Origin of the sequence: Lacticaseibacillus zeae subsp. silagei (genome assembly GCF_030770335.1) — a bacterium.
Classification (GTDB): domain Bacteria; phylum Bacillota; class Bacilli; order Lactobacillales; family Lactobacillaceae; genus Lacticaseibacillus; species Lacticaseibacillus zeae.
The window spans coordinates 203,815-225,692 of the sequence record NZ_CP132484.1 but is presented as its reverse complement, the minus strand read 5'-3'; the positions used below and the strand labels follow the sequence as shown (position 1 = coordinate 225,692).

The window sequence follows — 21,878 nt, the reverse complement described above, 5'->3', positions numbered from 1 at the left end:
ATTGACAGTTGGGTAAAAGCGCTTTTACAATAGCGGCGTCTCTAGAAGAAAAAATTTTCGAAAGTAACGTCGTGGTCATTAGAAAAGTAGATGGTGGCAATCATGGTATCAAAGAATGAAGTAGTTCAAGCAATGGAACGTCTCAATAACGCGTTGGCAGTATCTCATCCCAATTCCGAAACGGCCAAATATGTTCTTCAAGCCTTGAAAGACATAAAGAAAAGTGAGGGCGTCTCTTTTTACGCTACCCTCCAAGCATTTTTCAACATGGCGCCAAGTATTAAATTATCTGACGACTTCGTATTTAGCGAAACAGAGAAAGCGCTGTGGGACAAGATCTTTTCTTTCAAACAACTTGGCAATAACCTCTGGGGCGCGCATCTTTAAACAGAACCTTGTCATACTGCTGATCGGCTCACAAGATTGTGGCATCTATAATCTTGTGAGCCGTTTTTGTGTTGTTTAAACCAGCATTTCCCGGGCAATAATTACTTGTCTCGAATGACGAGCTTGTGCGGATGCTTATCTTCCTTGTGATTTCCGATGGCGTCTGCCACAATCAGACCAAGCGAGGTGAACAATTTGAATTTTTCGAAGCAGCTTCAACAAATCCGCACTGCCCATCATATGACTCAAGCCGAACTTGCCCATGATCTTAATGTCTCACGTCACACCGTCTCCAACTGGGAAAACGAGCGCAACTTGCCTGACTTGGAGATGGTCACCCGCATTGCCCGGATATTTGACGTCTCCCTTGATCATCTTATTCTGGATAATCCACAGTTGAAGAAGAAATTGATCAAAGATAGTACGGTCAATCATTGGCAAACTGTGATGGCTGTCTTAACCACAGTTGTTGCCATTCTGATTGGCATGGCAACAACGACGCTTTTTGGATTCTACCCACACTGGCTGACGCAAGCCATCTGGTGGTTACTTACTGGCACCACTTTAGTTTGGGGACATTTTATCGCCCCAAAAACAGTCGACATCTTCGCCGACTGGTCAGTTTTATCCCGCCGGCTCATTGCAATTGGCTTCAGCTTACTTGGTCTCACACTTTTAATCACGGGATTGGCCATTGTCTGGTATCGCGGTATTAGCCTTGACATCATTTTGGTTATTGTCGGGAGCCTGTTCATGCTGATCCTGACAAAGCCAATTTGGCCGCAACATCAGCCTGCCAAGTAAATCAGGATCCCCGATATACCTTCTCAGTCGTCCAATCGCCATCCATACTCTCAAGCGTGACCACAATCTGCTTGACCGGATGATAGATGCGCTTGGCCTGCCCCTTAGGAATCATCAAAGCCGCGGTGAACGTTTTAGATGGATTGACAAAGCCCAGTCGCGTGTAGTTCCGGTCTTTTAACCAAAAACGATAACCGATTAAAGCAGCGTGATCACCCGTGCGCGTTGTCCCTGTGTAGCGATAAATCATACCCTGCCATTTAAAATAAACGCTGTTGGCATTCCGCCCCAAATAAGTCACAGGGGCGGTGACTTGCCGGTGTGCATACATGGGCAATGTTTTAAAAGCCGGATACTCATTTAGTCCTTGGTATGCCTCAATGGCGCTATCAGGAACTGGCACAAGTTGGAAAAAAGAGGCTTTTTTGACTCGTATTTGGGGCGTAATCTGCTTGGCCCACTGATTGAACTGGACATTCGCGGCGCTGGTTGTCCGAACCCAGCTGTACCTGGCCAGCCCAAGACAGATGAAAATAAACGGTACAATAACTGCCCATTTCCATTTCAACCGATTCGGAACATAAACGCCAATGATTACAAGATGATTTACAATGAGTAAAATGACAACGATAGCGAAAAATAGCCAGCCATTGTTCCATTGCTCGGCTGACTGCCACTGACTGGCGGTAAATGCATTGGCAACCATGCTGCACCTCCCGACTCGTTTGTCTTCCTCAAAATAGCGCTTCAATATAACAATTAATTGCTTTGCATTTTACACGCAGTCAAATAAAATAAAAAGTCGCAGGTCTCATTTCAGCCAACATAAAACGGCGATCGCAGGAAACTTCTCGCGATCGCCGTTTTAATTTACTAGTACTATTTCATCTTACTTTTCCCGCCGATTAGCCACCTGATTCAAGCTAAACGAGATATGTTTCTTTCGGTGGATAATTTCTTCCTGACGGCCATGAACCATTGGCCGCTTGTTTGGATTGCCGAGGTAGCCGCAGAGGCGCTTGACCACATCGCAGGTTGCCGGGTCGTGGTTGCCGCATTCCGGGCATTCATAACCTTTCGCGGTCGCCGTGAATTCACCCTTGAAGCCGCACTTGAAGCATTGATCGATCGGCGTGTTGGTGCCGAGATAACCGATCTTGTCGTAGGCATAGTCCCAAACTGCCTCAAGCGCTTTCGGGTTCTGCTTCAGATTTGGGTACTCACAGTAGTGGATGAAGCCACCGGCACTGTACTGCGGATAATCCTTTTCAAAATCGAGTTTCTCAAACGGGGTCGGTGATTTGCGGACATCATAATGGAAGCTGTTGGTGTAATATTCCTTGTCCGTAATGTCTTTGACGATCCCGAATTTCTTGGTATCGTCGCGGCAGAAGGTATCGGTGAGCGACTCACTCGGTGTGCCGTAAACCGAAAAATGATAGCCGTACTGCTTTTCCCATGCTTTGCAATGATCGTCCAACGCCTTAACGATCGAAACGGAAAACGCCTTGGCTTCGGGATTCTTTTCCCATGCTGAACCATAGAAAACCGTGCCGACTTCGTATAAGCCGATGTAACCAAGCGATACCGTGGCGCGGCCGTTTTTGAATAGGTCATCGACGCTGTCTGTGTCAGCCAAACGCTTGCCAAATGCGCCGTACTTGTAAAGAATCGGGGCACTTTCCGGCGTCGCTTGTTTGGTGCGCTCAATCTTATACAACAGACCTTCCTTGCAGATGCGCATCCGTTCTTCAAAAATCTTCCAGAACTTGTCCTTGTCGCCTTTGGACTCCATGGCAATCCTTGGCAGATTAACCGTGATCACCCCAAGGTTCATCCGACCGGCGTTGACTTCCTTGCCGGTCTTAGGATCGGTCCAGCCTTGCAAGAAGCTGCGGCAACCCATGGGCGCTTTGAATGAGCCGGTCAGCCGCTTGATGGTATCGTATGACACGACATCTGGGTACATCCGCTTGGTGGCACATTCAATAGCCAGCTGCTTGATGTCATAGTTAGGATCTTCCGGGTTGAGATTCAATCCGCGCTTCAACGTGAAGACCAGCTTCGGAAAAATCGCAGTACGGCGCTCCTTACCCAGACCAAGAATCCGAATTTTCAGAATATCCTTTTGAATTTCCCGTTCGATCCAGCTGGTGCCCAATCCAAAGCCAACGGTGACAAAAGGCGTCTGTCCTTGCGTCGAATAAAGGGTGTTGACCTGATATTCCAACGTTTGCAAGGCATCATAAATATCCTTCTTGGTCTGCTTCACAGCCAACGCTTTCAATTGGGCCGGATCATCAATCACATCGCCGAATTCCTTTAGATGTTTCTGATAATTTTTCTCGGCAAACGGGGCCAGCACCTGATCCGTGCGATCACTGGAGCAGCCGCCATATTGGCTGGAAGCCACATTCGCGATAATCTGGGTCATCTGAGTCACAGCCACCTGAATCGAGTGGGCCGGCTCCACTTCGGCGTTACCGATGCAAAAGCCATGATTCAACATGTAGTCAAAATCAATTAAGCAGCAGTTGGTTTCTGCCATAAACGGGGTGTAATCAAGGTCATGCCAATGAATATCGCCACGCAGATGGGCATTGGCCACAGCTGGCGGCAACATTTTCAGCCCGACTGCCTTGGCCACAGCACCGGCAGTGAGATCGCGCTGGGTCGAGAACACGCGGCTATCCTTATTGGCATTCTCGTTCACCACGCTCTTGTCGCGGTTGACAAGCTTCGCCACATTGTAATTGACATCTTGCTTCTGCTTACGCGCTAAATCCCGCTTCAGCCGATATTGCGTATACGCCTCGGCCCAGTCATACTTCTCGGCTGCAATCAGCGTCTGCTCAACCACCGTCTGAACCTCGGCGATTTCAACATCATCATGATAGCGATCGCGAATTTTAGCCGTCACCGTATCCGTCAAGTGATCAATCGTCAGCACATCACTGGGTGACAGCTCTGCCACGCTCTCCGCCGCCTTTGTAATCGCGGTGCTAATCTTGCTCGCATCAAAATCAACGATGCGCCCGTCTCGTTTCTTGATTTGTGTATAAAATTCAATCATGGCTAATCCCCCAGTACACTGACTTGTTCCGCTTGCATCAATATATATAGTATACAGGATTTTTCTTCAAAAGAAAGCACTAAACTACTAAATTTGGTGGGTAATGACACAACACTATACATGATATAGTGGTTTTGCATCATTTGATTGCCAGCGATCGATTTTTAAAAAAACGGCTCATCCATCTCAGAACATAACAAACTCGCATAGCTGCGGCTTTATCGTGTCATCAAAAAAGGCGGCCGTTCCGCAAGACGATCATTCATCGTCCTGCAAACCGGTCGCATCTCGTTTTAAAGCCCGCGATGGTCCTGATTTGATGCTGCTTGGCAAAACCGTTCAACGCCATCAACTGAAAGTTAGCCCACACCGGCTGGATTCAGGATCACAAGCTCAAAGGCTTCGGATCAATTTTCTTTCTCAGCTTGCGCATAAATAAAGTCAGAATTCAAACAGTCTATACATTTTTTTAATTATCCCAACTGTCTTTTTTCATCAAGTCTTGTATGCAGTTGTAAAAGTGCAAATCTGGCAATCGGCTGTGCGATACACATTTCAACGAATAATGAAATAGCAAAGTTTCTGGGCCACTTATAGAAAAACATCTGTATCGGTTCTAAGGTGATAGCGCGTGTCCCAATCCATGTTCCGATTACAGTCAGAAAAACAGACATCATCAATACTGTACATAAAATATTCACGACAATATGAGAGCGGAAACTGTCGTCTTTCGCCGCAATCAGAGCTGTCATTTTTTCTGCCGGTATATAAGTAATAAGCACAATAGCAATCACACTCAGCCAGATAAACGGAAGTATCGTCAGTACGTCTCGCCACACATAAAGGTGAAATCCTGACTCAAAACAGGTAATAAGCGGCGCGATAATATTTACAGAGACAATCCCCATAAATAGTGCAAATTCTTTTTTGTTACGTGGTAATTTCATGTAAAAATCCATCTTTATAGTTCCTCCTAAAATCAAAAAGTGCAATAGAAAAACGGCTCAGACAATACAAGATTCCCGATATTCGAGACGCTTTGGTAGAAAATCCGACAAACAAAAAAACAACGTAGAAGCATCAAAATTCTACGCCGTCCGCTGTTTGACTCCTTAATTCTACCAAAGTTTTTCTTCTATTGTCAATTAAAAGATCAATCAGAATGCTTTCCAACTATCGGTGTATTGTATTCCCCATATAATGAATAACTGAGCCGCCATCCCCTCGCTTTAACGAGAGGATTTTATGGTTTATATGATTTTCCTCTAGATACTCCTTATGTTTCTTTACTTCTCCATATAATTGCCTTGATGGCATATTCATGGTCATAACCCTCTTTCAAAAGGAAATGCAAGATCTGTGTTGAATACACGCCGATTTAGTCTTTTTCATCTCATTCCTCCCACACCTTTAATAGCTATATTTTAACGCAGGATTTTATTTCTCGTAAGTTTTAATTTTGTTTTTTTGCGTTTGTAGATCTATACGAGTCGGTCTTTGTGCGGTATCTTGCAGCATCATAATATGTTCTTTTATATGCAAAAAGGTATTTCATGAGTTGTTTCTAATGTCCTTTTGCTCGGGGAACTCCTGGGTCCCATGTTGAAACTAACGCCTTCAAACTACCAATAAAATCTGCCAAAACCTGCTGGGTAATGCCTGTCTGTTTCCGATAAGTGCTGATCACAGCCCCCCGCATTGATTACCATTTGGCCTCCTCTTTTCTGGCTTCTATTCTCACTGTATGGGCGCACATCATCGCTGTATATCGAGGCTCTGTAAACTTAGACGTATTAAAATCAACTATTAAGATACTTTTGGGAAACAAAATAGCCCCAGACAAACGACCTTCGTTTGAAGTCATTTGTCTGGGGCCAGTTACGCAACAACACCCAAGCCTAAAGCATTTAAACAACCATCATGACACAGCTGCTGCACTGAATACACTCATTGGTGTCACTTCTTTTAATCTCGTTTTCCCTTACTTGTCCTAAAAATCAAAATATAAGAAATTGCGATCATGACTACCGTGAAGAACGAAAATACCGTCAACATTAAAACCGTACCCCATTGTTGGATGACAATGCCAATAAGAGGATTGACGATCATGGTGACCAAGCTAACGGCAAATGAAAGCCCTGATATCAAAGTAGCCCGTGCTGAATCCTTAACCCATAAATTCAGCATCTCCATAACAATCGGATCCAAAATGTCGACTGTGACATACAATAAACAGGCACCAATTAAGAAAATGTAGGCATTAGATTGAACTTGAAGGATCATCCCCACGCTAAGTAAACCAATGATGATCAGCGATAGCGTCCGATAGCTTACTTTTGTGAGTCGGAAAGCCTGGGTTGCGACAAATCCGCCGACAAAGCTGAAAATCATAAAAATCGTCCCATTTGCAGAAGAAGTGAACCCGAGGTCTGAAACATAAGACGGCAGCAAAGAAAAAATGGCGTTGACCATCGCAACGACGAGTGTTGTGAAAACAACAAGAAAAAGAACGTTCGCCGACCTTCTCACCTCATCAAAGACCAGAAGGATGTCCTTGACCTTTTCATACTGTGAAGAAACCCGAACTGATTCAACGGTAGACTTTTCTTCTTTCATCGATACAATAACCCCACCGGCTCCCAGCAGCATAAATGCCTGAAAAAAATAGGGCGACATCTCATTTAACGAATATAAATACCCGCCAATAAACGTTGCTATACCGGTCACGATGGCACTAATCAGCTGAATTCTGCCACGAATTTTTGCATATGCTTTCTCCAACCCATCGCGCCGGATTGCTTCAAAAAACAAAGCATCATCTGCACCGCTAAGAAGCGCATTACCTACACCTTCCAAAATAAACGCAAACACAATAACGGCAAATCCCAGAGAATGATTCGTCAGATTCACGCTGGTCATGAGTAATGGCGAGAGAATCAGCAAAAACAGCCCAATCGCAATAACCGATTTCTTCTTGAAAAGGTCACTTAAAACACCGCTCGGGATTTCGAATGCAAATTGAGAGAATAAAAACAGCGATTGCAACGCAGCAAACTGAATTTCAAAAAATGAACCAGAAAGATGACGTTGACAATTCTTGTGAATCTCAGCTGTGTGAACAGGGTGTACAGGTAGTATTTTTGTATGCTCTGCGACGGTCGATGATTCATGCCACACCTCTTTTGTTTTTTAACCCTAGAGCAGAAAATCTCGTTTCAATTCTCAATCTTTCATTTCTAGAAATTAAAAACAAACGGCAATCAAAACTACTTGTTTCGTCCCTTGGTGTGTTTGATTTCATCCGCAACCATCTGAATTGTTTTGCCATTCGTATCAATTTTTGTCGTGTTGATTTTCTGATACAGTGGCATTCTCGAAATGCTTTTCTCAATGACATCCATACTACGAATGCCAGCAGCGACATCCTGCTCAAGTCTTTCACGCAGGCTTTGTTCATTCGCAATTAATGAAACACACTTAACAGTACAGTTTTCCGTATGTAGTGAATTGATAATGGTGTCAATGATGGTCTGTTGGTGCATAACCCAGCAGAAGATGACATTTTTATACGCAGAACAGGCCAGAAAATTGTTAAGTAAATGGCAAATATTGTCCATTACCATTAATTTCGTTTCTTCTATCACTTGAAAAGGATCTGAGTCCCAACACCAATCCCCATCAAGAAAAACGCTTTGCGGTAGATCCTTCTTCAGTTGTTGACAAACCGCAGTCTTGCCAACTCCCATCGTTCCGCCGATTAAGTATAGTGTTTTCATTGCGTCAACCTCATATATCTGTAACTTTTACATGGCATGTGTGAGACGCATTGTTTTCCGAGATGGCCTAGTGGTCAAACTGACAGGATCATTGAGTTGATTTTTCATCAACTTTTCCCTTGTCACGTCAACTATTGCCTCTTTCACGACTTTTTGCCTCGTCGTTCATATAAGCATCTCATGTAACTTTAATGACGATATCATTAAATAAATGATAAGTAAATACTCTTTAACTTTTAAAGCGCTCCAACGCAAAAAATGACCAAGCAACCTCATCAATCGAGTCTGCTTGGTCATTCCTTTTCAGCAATAATATACGCCGATTTTCCGCCATGACAATTCTACTGCCCATGCTGCTTCTCTTCTATATGCGCCTTAGTCAGCTCATAAATCTCCAAAACATGGTCATCGACCAAGTGGTAATAAATCTGCTTGCCCGAGCGATCGCCCACAACGAGGCGCGTCTGTTTCAAAATTCGCAGCTGGTGCGACACGGTGGACTGGCCAAGATCTAACATCGCCGCAAGCTCGTTGACTGTGATGGGTCCTTTGGCAATGGCCAAAATAATCCGCATCCGCGTGGGGTCGCTCATGGTTTTAAAGACTTCGAGGATATCACGTAAGCCCTCATCGTCGGGAATGTCACTGTCGCTGGCGGCAGTTGTATGAACATCATTGGTTGTCATCTGCATGGCTCCTTACGATACTTAAGGCCATTTTAGCAGACTTTTACATCAAAGGCGGTTTTTGCCTCAAGGTTTCTGCGGCAACAATAAGCGCAATCCATTTAAAATCACAACCAAGGTACTGCCTTCATGGAAAACAACGCCCCAAGCAATGTTAGTGAGTTGCAACACGTTCAAAATGACCAACATCACCACGACTGCCATTGAGAATAGCAGATTTTCAATCACAATCCGGTTCATTTTAGCGGATAAGCGGTGGGCAAAAGCTAAGCGGGACAGATCATTCTTGACCAACACCACATCGGCTACGTCAATGGCCACGTCCGTACCGGAGCCCATGGCGATGCCCACTTCGGCATTAGCCAGCGCTGGCGCATCATTCACGCCATCGCCGACCATCGCGACCGGTCGCATTTTTTCCTGCAACTGTTTGACGATGGAAACTTTTTGCTCCGGCATCACATCGGTCACAACTTGTTCGATTCCCAAATCCGCCGCTACTGCTTCCCCGGTTTGCTTGCCATCACCGGTAATCATCACCGGCTGAATATCATGGTGCTTCAAGTAAGCAATCGCGGCTTTGGCGCTGCTTTTAGCTTGATCCATTAAAGCGATTAAGCCAACGACTTGCTGATCAATAGCCACCAATACCACGGTTTTTCCTTGCTGTCCTAGCACCTTGGCACGCTGCCGAAAAATCGGATCGACATGCGTGAACCGCTGCGGCTTGCCGATCGTGTAAGTGTGCCCTTGATACTCGGCGGTCAGCCCTTTGCCGATTTCATTGCGCACGGATTCAAGCACCAAATCACTTGCCGGAAAATGCGCCACAATCGCCGTCGCCAGCGGGTGGTTGCTTTGCTTCTCCATCGCGGTGATGATCGCCGTCAACGCTGCCTGATCCACATGCGGCGCAAACTCACTGTTGGTCATCACCGGCCGGCCTTCCGTCAACGTTCCGGTTTTGTCGAACGCAATCGCTTTAAGCTGGGTTAAGTTCGCCAGATAGCTGCCGCCTTTGAAAAGTACCCCATGACGGGCCAAGTTCGAGATGCCCGATAGTGTTGCCGGGACAGCGCTGGCTGCCAAAGCGCATGGTGACACGGCTACCAAGAAGACGATGGTTCGGTAAATACTGGTCATCCACGACCATTGCAGCAAGAACGGCCCCGCCAAGAAAACAATCGGCAGCGCCACCAAGACTGCTTTGACATAAATCGGCTCGAATCGCTGAATGACACTTGCCATTTTAGTCGGCGACTGTTGCGCCGCCTGAACCATCTGGATAATTTTGGCGAAGACCGTTTCGTCGCTTTTCTTCGTCACACGCATGTCAAACGTTGATTGGCCGTTAATCGTCCCACCAAACACTTCATCGCCGACCTGCTTCTCCCGCGGAATACTTTCGCCGCTGATCGCCGATTCATCGAGACTCGCAGTTCCGGCAACAATCACGCCGTCTGTCGGCACCTGGGCCCCGTTAAGGATCTGCAGGCGATCGCCAATTTCAAGTTCAGCAACTGGCACAACTTCGAACTCGCCATCATGTCCATAGCGTCGGGCCTCAAGTGGTGCCATTGCCAAAAGTGCGGTAATCTCTTTGCGACTTTTATTCTCCACATATTCCTCAAGAAAATGGGCACCGGCAAAAATCAGGATCAGCATTGACGCTTCTTCAAAACTGCCAATCGCAATCGCCCCGATCGCAGCCAAAGCCATGAGAATATGGATATTCGGCGAAAAACGATGCCGCGCTTTTGACGCCTGAATCGTTTCAACCACGCCTTCCGCAATGACGTGATAACCGGCAACCACAGCCGCCAAAATAAGCAGTGTCGCCCGCGGCAGCGGCTGACTGATCCATAAACCGCCGATAAAAGCAATAACACCAAATAAATACAAGCCAATCGCTTTCGTCATATCGAATCATAACCACCTTTATATTTTATGTTCATATGAGCATTTGTTCATATGTTACTTTGAATATACTGGCTTCTGGCATTGATGTCAATTAAAAACTCCGGCGATTGTTAAGCCCACTTTGGAGAATACAAAAGGGCGAATGACTGCCTACCGTATATACGCAGATGGCATTCATTCGTCCTTCGTCTTCTTATAAGTAATTCGTTAGCATTTCAAGATTTAGTGCCAAGGCGGAGCAATCGGAGGCCAGATGGGGCTCAGGGGTGACATTGTTGTTGGTGGGGCGCCTTTTGCCCCGCCTACATCAAGGCCGAGCTTAGAGACTCTGCCGCTTTTGCAGAGGCTCTAAGTCGTGCCCACCCCTCTAGCTTCGCGGTCGCCAGCCCCGACCTGGCCGGAGATTGCGGAGTTTGGCACGGCAAGCAACTCTGAGCCTACCAACATTCCGAAATACTTCGCTTACTCAACCTTATCCCAAACATTCGCAATCACATTGGTCTGATCACGATCCGGACCAACGGAGAAGGTCAACAGATCAACGCCAAGCAATTCGGTAATCCGCTCAACGTAATGCCGCGCATTTTCCGGCAGATCTGCCAACGTTTTGGCGTGGGTAATGTCTTCCTTCCAGCCAGGCAACTCTTCATAAACCGGCTTGCATTCACTCAGGAACTTCAGCGATGCCGGATAATTCTCGATTCGTTCGCCATCACGTTCGTAAGCCACACAGATTTTGACCGTGTCCAAGCCCGTCAGCACATCAATCGAATTCAGGCACAAATCAGTAATGCCCGCAACCCGGCGTGAGTGGCGCACCACAACAGCGTCAAACCAGCCAATCCGCCGCGGCCGCCCGGTAACCGTACCGAACTCATGACCGGCATTGCGAATAAAGTCGCCAGTGTCATCAAGTAATTCAGTCGGGAACGGCCCATCGCCGACCCGTGATGTGTACGCCTTGGCAACGCCGACCACCCGATCGATCTTGGAGGCACCGACACCGGCACCCACCGTCACGCCGCCAGCAGGGTTCGATGACGTCACAAACGGATACGTCCCTTGGTCAATATCCAGCATGATGCCCTGTGCACCTTCAAAAAGAACATGTTCACCCTTGTCAATCGCATCGTTCAAGACAATCGACGTGTCGCAAACATATTGCTTGAGTTGCTGGCCGTAGTTGTAATATTCCTCAAAAATATCATCAAATGCCATTGGTGTGCTGTCATAGACTTTGACGAATTCTTCATTTTTGGCCTTCAGGTTAGCCTTCAATCGTTCTTCAAAAATTTCTTTATCAAGCAGATCCGCCATCCGAATTCCGACACGGGCCGCTTTGTCCATATAGGCCGGTCCGATGCCGCGATTGGTGGTACCAATTTTGTCGGCACCCTTGGCAGCCTCTTGTAACTTATCAAGTTTGATATGGTAAGGCAAAATAACATGGGCGCGATCCGAGATCCGTAAGTTTTCACCCGTCACCCCTTGCTCAGCAAGACGGGCCAGTTCGCCGACCAGACTCTTAGGGTTGACGACAACACCGTTACCGATCACAGATAGTTGATGCGGATAAAGAACCCCAGACGGAATCAAGCGCAGTTTGTAAACCTGGCCGTTAGCATGAATCGTGTGGCCAGCGTTGTCGCCACCTTGGTAACGGCTTACCACCTTGGCGCCTTGGCTCAGGAAATCGGTAATCTTCCCTTTACCTTCGTCGCCCCACTGTGTGCCGACAATAACTACAGTTCCCATTTATCGATCGCTCCTCACGGATTAGTGCGGGATTCGCCCGCCATTTCGTAGTCTAACAGGATCGGTGAGGGAAGACAAGTAAAATACGAACTTTATCCTTTTATTTCCTTTCTTATCTTTAAAAATACGAACAATTATATCAAATGGCAGCATTTATTCAGCTGAATCCGAAAATAAAATTTTGTCAGACTTGACACCCGGCAAAAATCTGGCATCCTGGATTTCTGATCAAAACATTGGCAATCTTGGTCATTCATGGCATGATGACTTGAGGATAGCAAAATCTGTACGAACCTGTACGTTTTTTCGTCGTGCACGGACCGAGTCTAGTACTGTCTATCAATCAGTATGGATCAATATTTTCCTTTTAGACTGTGTCGCGCCGTGCTTAGAAGGAGGAGCAATTATGAGTGTTGAAGGTAATTACCAAAGTACGCGCGGTGAACTTTCAGAAGCCGAAAAGAAAATCGTGGACTACGTGTTAACCCACGCGCAGGATGTCCTGACGATGAGTGTTTATGAGCTTGCTAAAGCTGCGGGTACCAGTCCTGCCACAGTCAGTCGGGCCGCCCAGCGATTGCAGTTTGCCGGCTATAACGAATTAAAAATGCAGCTGGCCGCTGATTTAAATGGTGAGGCTAATGAGCTGGATTATCAGGAAATTCAAAAGGATGAAAGTCTGACTACCATTAAAACCAAATTGCGCACCAATGCCGAGCGCTCTTTAAGCGAAACGGTTGATCAAGTTGACGAAGCTACAGTGCAAACGATCACCGATCTGATTCACCATAGTCGGCAGATGTTGCTATTCGGCGTTGGTGCCTCGTATCTTTCCGCGCAAAATATTGCGCAAAAATGGGGACGCCTCGGTTACGCCTGCCATTTCAGCGATGACTTGAACCTGTTTCTACCGGTCGCTGCCACAGCCGATCCTAAGCGTACCCTTACCTGGTTTATTTCAAACTCCGGTGAATCACCGGAAGCAGTCTTAGGCGCTAAACTGGCTAAAAAAGCCGGACTGCCGGTGATTGCCACGACCAAACTCGGCAACAACTCACTCGCGCATTATGCCGATATCGTGATTCAAACGTCCCAGCCGATGGAAGCGCCTAATCGATTTGCGGCAACGCAGTCCTTGCATGCGCAGTTTATGTTAATTGATATTTTATATTACGCCTACGTCAGCCGTTATTACGACACCTCCAAAAAACAAACCGATGACTCAAAGGCGCTGGTAACAACATACAAAGAATTCATGCGTCACGGTTTCAAATAACAACAAGCGAGTTTCACCCTGAACGCATCGGCCGTCGATGCGTTATTTTTTAGTCATCTTTGAAATTTTGTTTCGAAAAAATACGAAATATGTTGAAATCTTCAGATAAATCGGTTATCTTTAATCTCGAAAGGGCTTTCACCTTTCGTTGTTGGTTGGCACTTCATCACCAGTATCAGGCGATGACACAACTTATGGAGGAATAAGGATGATCGGGTTCTCATGCTATCTCAGTGAACCGGCTGATGAACAACAAACAGCTTATCTGAAACAGATGCAGCAAGCAGGCTTCACCGGGGTATTCACATCTTTGCAGTTACCGGAAGATGATCCAAAAACTTTACGACAACGTTTAAACCACTTGATAACGAGCTGCCACCAATTAGGTTTGGCAGTTGTGGCCGACATTTCCCTAGCTAGTTTGAAGCGACTGGGGATTGCGCCGCGGGACTGCTCCGGCATTGAAGCCTTACAACTAGACGGCGTGCGCATTGACGACGGCATTGACATGACCACGGTCGCAGCGCTGTCGCACACGATGGGGGTTGCGCTCAATGCCAGCACCCTTTCGGCCGAAACCATTGATCAGTTGGCCAATGCCAAAGCCAACCTCAGGCACATCGAGGCGTGGCACAATTTCTATCCGCGACCGGAAACCGGATTGGATCCATGTTGGTTCCAACAAAAGAATCATTGGCTGCACACACTCGGTTTTAAAACCATGGCCTTTATTCCAGGCGACGCACAGCAACGGGGTCCCCTTTTTGCCGGCTTGCCGACGCTTGAGCCTCATCGCGGCTTACTACCGTTGGCCGCTTATCTGGACCTCAAACGATTGGCAACCGACCATGTTTACATCGGCGACCCGCAACTCAGTCCACGCAGCATCGCCGCTTTTCAGGCTTACACGAGCGACCAGGTGCTTTTGATTCAAACCCAAACTGCCGATGACCGCTTATATCATTTAACCTGGCATAATCGCCCGGATGTCGCGCAGCAAGTCGTGCGGCTCGCAGAAGCCCGTCTTGAGCATATTTTCGCCGCCCCGGAGCCGCATCACACCGATGAACGCCCCCGCGGCAGCATTACCCTTGATAACACCCGCTATGGCAGATACGCTGGCGAACTCCAAATAACCCGCTGCGACTTACCGGCCGATCCGAAAGTCAATGTGATCGGTCACGTCGCACCGGTAGCGTTGCCTTTGCTTGATCATGTCGGTCCGCACCAAGCGCTCCGCTTCAAGCAGTAACTGCCAAAACGAAAAATGAAAGAGGAAAAACGATGACTTTATCAATCAATTTAGACCAGATGACCACCGAAACCCGTAATCAACGAACCATGCACCTGGACACCATGAGCGTCCATGAATTCGCAACTGTGATGAACGCCGAAGAGCAAACCGTTGCCCCAAGCGTTCATCAGGCGTTGCCAGCTATTGAGGCGGCGATTCAAACGATCACCACCGCCTTCAAACAAAATGGCCGCTTATTTTACATCGGCGCCGGCACAAGTGGCCGACTAGGCGTTTTGGATGCTGCTGAATGTGTACCAACCTTTGGCGTGTCACCGGAAATGGTGCAAGGACTGATTGCCGGCGGGATGAAAGCCATGACCGTCGCTGTTGAAGGGGCCGAAGACTCAACCTCGCTTGGCAAAACGGATCTGGAAGACCGCAAGTTGACCGCCAACGATGTCGTTGTCGGCATCGCGGCAAGCGGGCGGACGCCGTACGTGATCGGCGGACTCGACTACGCCCAATCTGTCGGCGCCGCAACGATTAGTCTGGCTTGCAATGCCGGCGCCGAAATCAGTCGGCATGCCGAAATCGCTATTGAAGTCCCCGCCGGTCCGGAAGTACTCACCGGTTCGACCCGACTCAAGGCCGGCACGGCGCAAAAACTCGTTTTAAACATGCTCTCAACCGGTGCCATGGTCGGGATTGGCAAAGTTTACAAGAATCTCATGGTCGATGTCCAGCCAACGAACGAAAAGTTGGTTGTCCGCAGCCAGCGCATCATTCAACAAGCGACCGGGTGTGATGCGGCAACTGCAGCAAAGGCCTTTGAGGCAGCCAATCGGCACGTTAAATTAGCAATTGTCATGATCTTGACCGACCAACCTAGCACCATCGCGCAAACGTTACTCAATCGTGCAAACGGCTTCATCAGCAAAGCCGTTGCACTAAGTCAGGAGGAGGAAGTATAAAATGGGGCAAGATAAATATCAAATCATGGGGGACGGCATCTACGCACAAGTCGGCGGCCCACAAAACGTTGCGAAACTGATCCACTGTATGACGCGTGTGCGGATGACCATCAAAGACAACGCCAAAGTCAACGTGGCTGGCCTGAAAAAGGTGCCCGGCGTTCTCGGCGTCGTTGAAGAAGAAACACTGCAAGTCATCGTTGGTCCCGGAACCGTCAACAAAGTCGCCCAAGCGATGGTCAATAAAGTCGGTGTCGGCTTAGGTGATCCGTTCCCGGACAGCACTGCTACCGGAAATGCTCATCTAGACAACAAATCCGCTGTCGAGGCCAAGGCAGCCGAGGTTCACGCTGCCCACAAAGCGTCATTGAAACAAACCTGGTGGCGCACCGCTTTGAAACACATTTCGGCAATTTTCATCCCATTAATCCCGGCGTTTGTCGGCGCTGGGTTGATTTCCGGGATTGCCGGCATTTTAGCGAACATGTTAGCTGCCGGTCAGCTACCAAAAGACTGGACCCAATTCATTACCGTTCTAAAAGTTATCAACGGCGGTCTGTTCACCTTCCTGAACATCTATGTCGGCATCAATGCGGCGACCGAATTTCGCGCAACTCCCGGTCTTGGTGGGATTATCGGCGGACTGATTTACCTGCCAGGCGTGGTGGCGCCAGTGACGATTACCAATATTTTCACCCATCAACCGTTATTGGCCGGACAAGGCGGGATCATCGGCGTCATCTTCGCTGTTTGGCTGCTTGCGCTCGTTGAAAACCAACTGCACCGCGTGATTCCCGACTCTATCGACATTATTTTCACACCAATGTTGAGCTTACTATCCATCGGTGTACTAACGATCTTCTTCATCATGCCACTTGCCGGATGGGTGTCTAATTCACTCGTCGGCTCCATCAACTGGATTCTCCAAGTCGGCGGTGCCTTCTCTGGCTTTGTTTTAGGACTGGCATTCCTGCCAATGGTTATGTTGGGATTGCATCAGATTCTCACACCGATTCATCTGGAAATGATCAAAAATACCGGCTTCACGGCGTTGCTGCCGATCCTTGCGATGGCTGGCGGTGGCCAGGTCGGTGCTGCTTTGGCCTTGTGGATCAAGTGCCGCAAGAACAAGCAACTAACCCGCCTCATCAAAGGCGCGCTCCCGGTCGGCATTCTCGGTGTCGGCGAACCGTTGATTTACGGCGTTAGCTTGCCACTTGGCCGGCCGTTCATCACCGCTTGTATCGGTGGTGGCATTGGCGGCGCTGTTGTCGGTGCTTTTGGCCACGTCGGCGCCATCACCATCGGTCCTTCCGGTGCGGCGCTCATTCCGCTGATTGCTAACCACCAATGGATGGCGTATGTCTTTGGTTTACTCGCTTCTTACGCTGGCGGATTTGTGGCCACCTACTTCTTTGGCGTTCCAAAAAGTGCCATGGTCGCAACGGCAGCTGATGGCACGGTGATTGATGAAGCTGATTCGCAACAAGAGGTTCCTAGCCCAGAACAACCAACTGCTGACCAGGAAACCGAAACAGCAATCGTTCAAACCGGCGCCATCAATTTTGTCGCCCCAGCTACAGGGCAGCTGAAGGATCTATCCGAAGTTGCAGATGACGTTTTCTCCCAAAAAATGGTGGGCGACGGTTTTGCAGTCGAGCCGACCAGTGGGACAATTGTCGCCCCGGTGGATGGCACGATCGTCAGTGTCATGCCAACCAAACATGCCTGGACAATGACCACGGCCACCGGACTGGAAATTCTGGTACACATGGGCTTAGACACCGTTGAACTTAACGGCGCGCCATTCTCAATTGATGTCAACGACCAGGATACCGTCAAGGCCGGCCAGCCAATTGCCACCATGGACTTAGCAGCAATTCAGGCAGCCGGCAAGGGAACAACCGTGATGACCATCATCACCAACATGGATCACGTTGCTTCCCTGACGGCCTTCACGGATCAGGCCGTCGCGGCGGGGGATGAGGTCTTTACAGTTACCAGCAAGTAATCTCGGCTCCCCCAGTGCCAAAATAAAAAGCATGATTTTCACTTTCATCATCGTGAGAATCATGCTTTTTTAGATTTTACCAACCACAAGCGGTAACTTTTCAAAAATCAACCATTAGCGATCAGCGTTTTTCAATTGAACTTCCTGCAAGTACGCGAAAATGTGGCCAAACGCAATTTCACGAATCTGGCCGTAGCGAATGCGCACCGTTTCTCCGCTGTCTTGACCCACCAGTTTCAAATCAAAATCGGTTTCATCAACATGTTCCGGATAGCCAAGGAAATGCTCGTCGCTATCCGCAACCTTGATCCGGACAACCCGTTCAAAGCCAGCCGCTTCGGAAATGATCGCCTTAACCAGATTATCGTTCGGATCAAACTCCCGGTCGGCATTTAGGACCGGTTGCTGACTGAAGTGATGCGTTTGATCCCACTGCTCATAAAAACTGATCGTCTGCAGGTAATCCGAAGCAGTCGCCACATTTTGAATACTTGGTAAGGTCATGAGAATATAGCCGCCAAATTGCCCAGCCATGTCCTTCAGACTCAACACCACGACCCGATCATTGACTGCTTTAACTCGGCCGACAAAGAACTGGTCTTCCGGCCCTTTTGGCACAACCGAAATCAACCGATTCTCCGCCAGTGCATTCTGAAAGACGCCTTCAAGCTGCCCGTCATTTTGAAACAGCTTCGTTGGCACATGTTGCAGCTGATCGCGGTGCCGCACCAGCTCGGTTTCCAACTTGAGGTCCAAGCCATGAAATTCCATGACCAGAATGTCCGAGAAATCAACCTGCAACGCCCGAACATCCGTGTAATTGAACTTATTGAAAATGGCCATACTGAAGCGATCCTCAGCGACCGCCGTGACCCGACCTTCGAGATAGGCATCGTCATCCGCCACCACGACCATGATCATTTGCTCGCTAGCCTGCGCCTGCTTGGCTAATTGCCAAATAAGGCTCTCAGTTGCATCAAATTGAAACGGCTTTTCTTTACCTTGAAGCGTCAAAAAATGCTCCGACTGTGCCAACCCGATCCGAAAATTCATGTTATCCAGATCGTCGCCGGCAAACTCCACTTGGTCAATCGCTGAAAAGGCAATCAACGCGCACCCATCAGCAATCCCCGAATCATTATAGGTTCCCAGAACAACCGCATCATGACCCAAAACCTGCACATACCCAGTGTAAAAATCATCAGTATCACGCTGGTAAACATTGATCAGCAGGTGTTCATTGAGCGCTGTCATCAAACTCATTAAAATGGCATCCATGCGGCATCCCTCACTTTCTTATTTTGAGCGTGAGCCGGCGCGGTTAGGAGTCGGAGTGTAAGTGGCCTTGGGCGTGATGGCCCGGTCTTGGTCATTGCGACCAAGGTCCTTACACGCAGACTCCTGCGCCGGCAAACGCGTTATGGTCGAGCGTGAGCCAGCCCGGGTAGAAACCGGAGTGTAAGTGGCCTTGGACGTGATGGCCCGGTCTTGGTCATTGCGACCAAGGTCCTTACACGCAGATCCCTGCGCCGACAAACGCGTTATTGTGCGTCACTCATTTTCGGTACGTTATCTTTTGCGAAAAACTTACTGATCCGGTCCATTATAGGCAATATTTGTGAATTTATTGTATGATTTGACGAATAACAACTTCACGGTGCCACGGGGACCGGAACGGTTCTTCTCAATGATGACTTCGACTTCGCCGACATTATCATCCCCGTCGTCACTGCCGCCTTGGTCATCATCGTCATCGCCTTCCGCATCGCGATAATAATCGTCTCGATATAAGAAAGCAACAATATCGGCATCCTGTTCAATTGAGCCGGATTCACGAATATCACTCAAAACCGGTCGCTTGTCTTGTCGCTGTTCCACGCCACGGCTCAACTGGGACAAAGCGATGACCGGCACGTGTAATTCTTTTGCCAGCTTCTTGAGTTGCCGCGACACGGCGCTGACTTCCTGTTGCCGGTTTTCCTGACCAGAGCCTTCAATTAGCTGTAGATAATCAATGATGATGAGCCCAAGATCGCCTTGCTCACGCGCCAGTCGCCGGCACTTCGCCCGAATCTCAGCCATCCGGATACCGGGTGTATCATCCATATAAATTTTTGCTTTACTCAAACTACCCATGGCAATAATCAGATTCTGCCATTCTTCTTCATTCAACTGGCCGGTGCGCAGATGATTGGCATCAATACTGCCTTCCGAACACAACATCCGGTTAACCAGCTGCTCCGCGCCCATTTCCAAGCTGAAAATCGCGACACTTTTATCGGTTTTGGTACCGACATTTTGCGCAATGTTCAGCGCAAACGCCGTCTTCCCAACAGCCGGGCGCGCAGCTAAAATAATCATTTCATCTTCGTGCAGCCCGGTCGTGATCTTATCAAGGTCGCGGAATCCGGTCGGCAAACCGGTAATCGTCTGATCATTTTGATACAGCTGATCGATTTGCGCCATCGCTTGATTCAAAACATCTTTAATTTGTTTAAATCCGGCTTGGTTGCGATTCTCGGAAACATCCATGATCTGGCGTTCGGCATCTTCAACCAGGCCTTCAACATCATCTTGTTCAGTATAGCTACGGCTGGCAATATTTTGCGCCGTGTTAATCAGCTTACGTAAGGTGCTCTTTTGCTGCACAATTTTGGCGTAATAAACCACGTTACTGGCGATCGGCGTCGATGCCACCAAATCGGTAATATAACCGGCACCACCGATGTCATCCAACTGGTTGTGATTGTCCAGATAGTCCGTTACCGTGACCGTATCAATGGCAGTCCCGTTGTCCTGTAAGTCCGTCATCGCCTGGAACAAAAGCCGATGCGCCTTTTTATAGAAGTCATCTGCCGTCACGTATTCCTGGGCATCCGGCAATGTGTCGGCATTCAGAAAAATCCCGCCAAGGACGGCACGTTCCGCTTCATCACTATGTGGCGGTTGCTGTTCAATTAACTGATTATCCATGCGCGTCCCCTTCCATTCAGCCACTTCACTTTGCAACACCTCGCTATTAAAATATTGCAAAGTGATAGCACTTATCCTTAACAGTCTACGTTAAACCGCTGACCAAAACAAGCGTTCCCGCTTAACGTAACATTGCTGATTTTATGCTGGAAAAGCCCGCCCTTATGCGCTTTTAGCCGCCATTGTCAGGCATAACCTCCGAAGCATTCAAAAACGCGCGCTACAAGGTTGAGGCAATAAGTTCCAGACCGTGTCAAACTCCGCAATCTCCGGCCAGCTGGGGCTGGCGACGCGAAGCTAGAGCGGAGGGCACAGCTGAGCCCCATCTGGCCTACGATTGCTCCGCCTTGGCACTCATAACTTAAATAACTCAATCGAATTACCCCATAGAAACAAAAGGCGAACATACTCTTGTTGCGAGTAGTTCGCTTCTGTATTGTGGCTATGAATTATGACACACCCTCTTAACGCACGAGTCATATTGCTTGCCACTATTTAGTTGAAATCGATCTGCAGGCTCTGTGCTACTTCTGCTCAAGCACGTGAACCCGAATCCGCGCATCAATGCCGGGGAACAGGTTAACCGGAACGTTGGTAAAGCCTAACGAACGAATCGGCTGCTTCAAATCGATTTTACGCTTATCAACTTTAATCTGATATTGCCGATCCAACGCCGTGGCGATTTGCTTGCTAGGAATCGACCCAAACAACCGGGAATCTTCACCGGCCTTGGCTTGAATCTGCACAACTGTCTTGTCGTCTTCAATCTTGGCTTTAAGCGCTTCAGCCTCAGCCTTCTTCTCAGCTTCTTTTTTCTCTTCAAGCCGCTGTTGCCCACGCAAAGCACTCATGGCTTGCGGAGTGGCCGCCTTAGCCAAACCCTTGCGAATCAAAAAGTTCTCGGCATAGCCATCAGGTACTTCCTTTACCTGACCGCGATTACCCTTACCACGAACGTCTTGTGTAAAGATGACTTTCATAAAAAATCCCTGCTTTCTGCTCTGACAAA

General features: G+C 48.2%; 17 protein-coding genes. 6 read left to right on the top strand and 11 right to left on the bottom strand.

Annotated features, from left to right (window positions below):
• The first annotated feature begins 102 nt into the window (after positions 1-102).
• On the top strand, positions 103-387 hold the full coding sequence (locus LACZS1_RS01110; protein WP_070652370.1) for a hypothetical protein: 285 nt from the start codon (positions 103-105) through the stop codon (positions 385-387).
• A gap of 195 nt (positions 388-582) precedes the next feature.
• Positions 583-1,191 (top strand): helix-turn-helix transcriptional regulator, encoded by a 609-nt coding sequence (locus LACZS1_RS01105; RefSeq protein ID WP_070652369.1) that lies wholly within the window; start codon positions 583-585, stop codon positions 1,189-1,191.
• Between the two features lies 1 nt (position 1,192).
• Here the strand turns inward: LACZS1_RS01105 and LACZS1_RS01100 are convergent, their stop codons facing one another.
• From LACZS1_RS01100 to LACZS1_RS01065, 8 genes are all read right to left on the bottom strand, one after another.
• Positions 1,193-1,897, bottom strand: a complete 705-nt coding sequence (locus tag LACZS1_RS01100; RefSeq protein ID WP_070652368.1) for a hypothetical protein — start codon at positions 1,895-1,897, stop codon at positions 1,193-1,195.
• 183 nt (positions 1,898-2,080) lie between these two features.
• Entirely contained in the window at positions 2,081-4,264 is a 2,184-nt protein-coding gene (nrdD, locus tag LACZS1_RS01095) for an anaerobic ribonucleoside-triphosphate reductase (protein ID WP_010490009.1), read from the bottom strand.
• A gap of 473 nt (positions 4,265-4,737) precedes the next feature.
• Entirely contained in the window at positions 4,738-5,223 is a 486-nt protein-coding gene (locus LACZS1_RS01090; RefSeq protein WP_070652367.1) for a hypothetical protein, read from the bottom strand.
• Between the two features lie 1,006 nt (positions 5,224-6,229).
• Positions 6,230-7,441 carry an MFS transporter gene (locus tag LACZS1_RS01085; protein ID WP_274804389.1) on the bottom strand — a complete coding sequence of 404 codons (1,212 nt, stop codon included), beginning with the start codon at positions 7,439-7,441 and terminating at the stop codon, positions 6,230-6,232.
• A gap of 89 nt (positions 7,442-7,530) precedes the next feature.
• Complete coding sequence (locus tag LACZS1_RS01080; protein ID WP_070652365.1) at positions 7,531-8,040, bottom strand: AAA family ATPase; 510 nt, start codon at positions 8,038-8,040, stop codon at positions 7,531-7,533.
• A gap of 341 nt (positions 8,041-8,381) precedes the next feature.
• Positions 8,382-8,726, bottom strand: coding sequence for an ArsR/SmtB family transcription factor (locus LACZS1_RS01075; protein WP_010490017.1), 345 nt, complete (start codon positions 8,724-8,726; stop codon positions 8,382-8,384).
• Positions 8,727-8,792: 66 nt separating this feature from the next.
• On the bottom strand, positions 8,793-10,646 hold the full coding sequence (locus LACZS1_RS01070) for a heavy metal translocating P-type ATPase (RefSeq protein WP_070652364.1): 1,854 nt from the start codon (positions 10,644-10,646) through the stop codon (positions 8,793-8,795).
• 462 nt (positions 10,647-11,108) lie between these two features.
• The gene (locus LACZS1_RS01065; RefSeq protein ID WP_047106616.1) at positions 11,109-12,401 is read right to left on the bottom strand and encodes an adenylosuccinate synthase; all 1,293 of its coding nucleotides are present in this window, start codon (positions 12,399-12,401) and stop codon (positions 11,109-11,111) included.
• A 406-nt stretch (positions 12,402-12,807) separates the two neighbouring features.
• Here LACZS1_RS01065 and LACZS1_RS01060 point away from each other — a divergent pair, with 406 nt between their 5' ends.
• The 4 genes from LACZS1_RS01060 to LACZS1_RS01045 all read left to right on the top strand — a co-directional run bounded on the left by LACZS1_RS01060 (position 12,808) and on the right by LACZS1_RS01045 (position 17,896).
• Entirely contained in the window at positions 12,808-13,677 is an 870-nt protein-coding gene (locus LACZS1_RS01060) for a MurR/RpiR family transcriptional regulator (protein WP_070652363.1), read from the top strand.
• A 208-nt stretch (positions 13,678-13,885) separates the two neighbouring features.
• Entirely contained in the window at positions 13,886-14,929 is a 1,044-nt protein-coding gene (locus tag LACZS1_RS01055) for a DUF871 domain-containing protein (RefSeq protein WP_070652362.1), read from the top strand.
• A gap of 32 nt (positions 14,930-14,961) precedes the next feature.
• On the top strand, positions 14,962-15,885 hold the full coding sequence (murQ, locus tag LACZS1_RS01050) for an N-acetylmuramic acid 6-phosphate etherase (RefSeq protein WP_070652361.1): 924 nt from the start codon (positions 14,962-14,964) through the stop codon (positions 15,883-15,885).
• 1 nt (position 15,886) lies between these two features.
• The gene (locus tag LACZS1_RS01045) at positions 15,887-17,896 is read left to right on the top strand and encodes a glucose PTS transporter subunit IIA (RefSeq protein WP_083311655.1); all 2,010 of its coding nucleotides are present in this window, start codon (positions 15,887-15,889) and stop codon (positions 17,894-17,896) included.
• Between the two features lie 114 nt (positions 17,897-18,010).
• On the opposite strand, the gene LACZS1_RS01040 is transcribed toward LACZS1_RS01045, so the two are convergent.
• The 3 genes from LACZS1_RS01040 to rplI form a co-directional block, all read right to left on the bottom strand.
• Complete coding sequence (locus tag LACZS1_RS01040; protein WP_070652360.1) at positions 18,011-19,174, bottom strand: hypothetical protein; 1,164 nt, start codon at positions 19,172-19,174, stop codon at positions 18,011-18,013.
• Positions 19,175-19,483: 309 nt separating this feature from the next.
• A complete protein-coding gene (gene dnaB / locus LACZS1_RS01035; protein ID WP_010490034.1) occupies positions 19,484-20,869 on the bottom strand; it encodes a replicative DNA helicase in 1,386 nt (461 codons plus the stop codon).
• Between the two features lie 524 nt (positions 20,870-21,393).
• Complete coding sequence (gene rplI / locus LACZS1_RS01030; protein ID WP_025013877.1) at positions 21,394-21,849, bottom strand: 50S ribosomal protein L9; 456 nt, start codon at positions 21,847-21,849, stop codon at positions 21,394-21,396.
• Between the last annotated feature and the right edge of the window lie 29 nt (positions 21,850-21,878).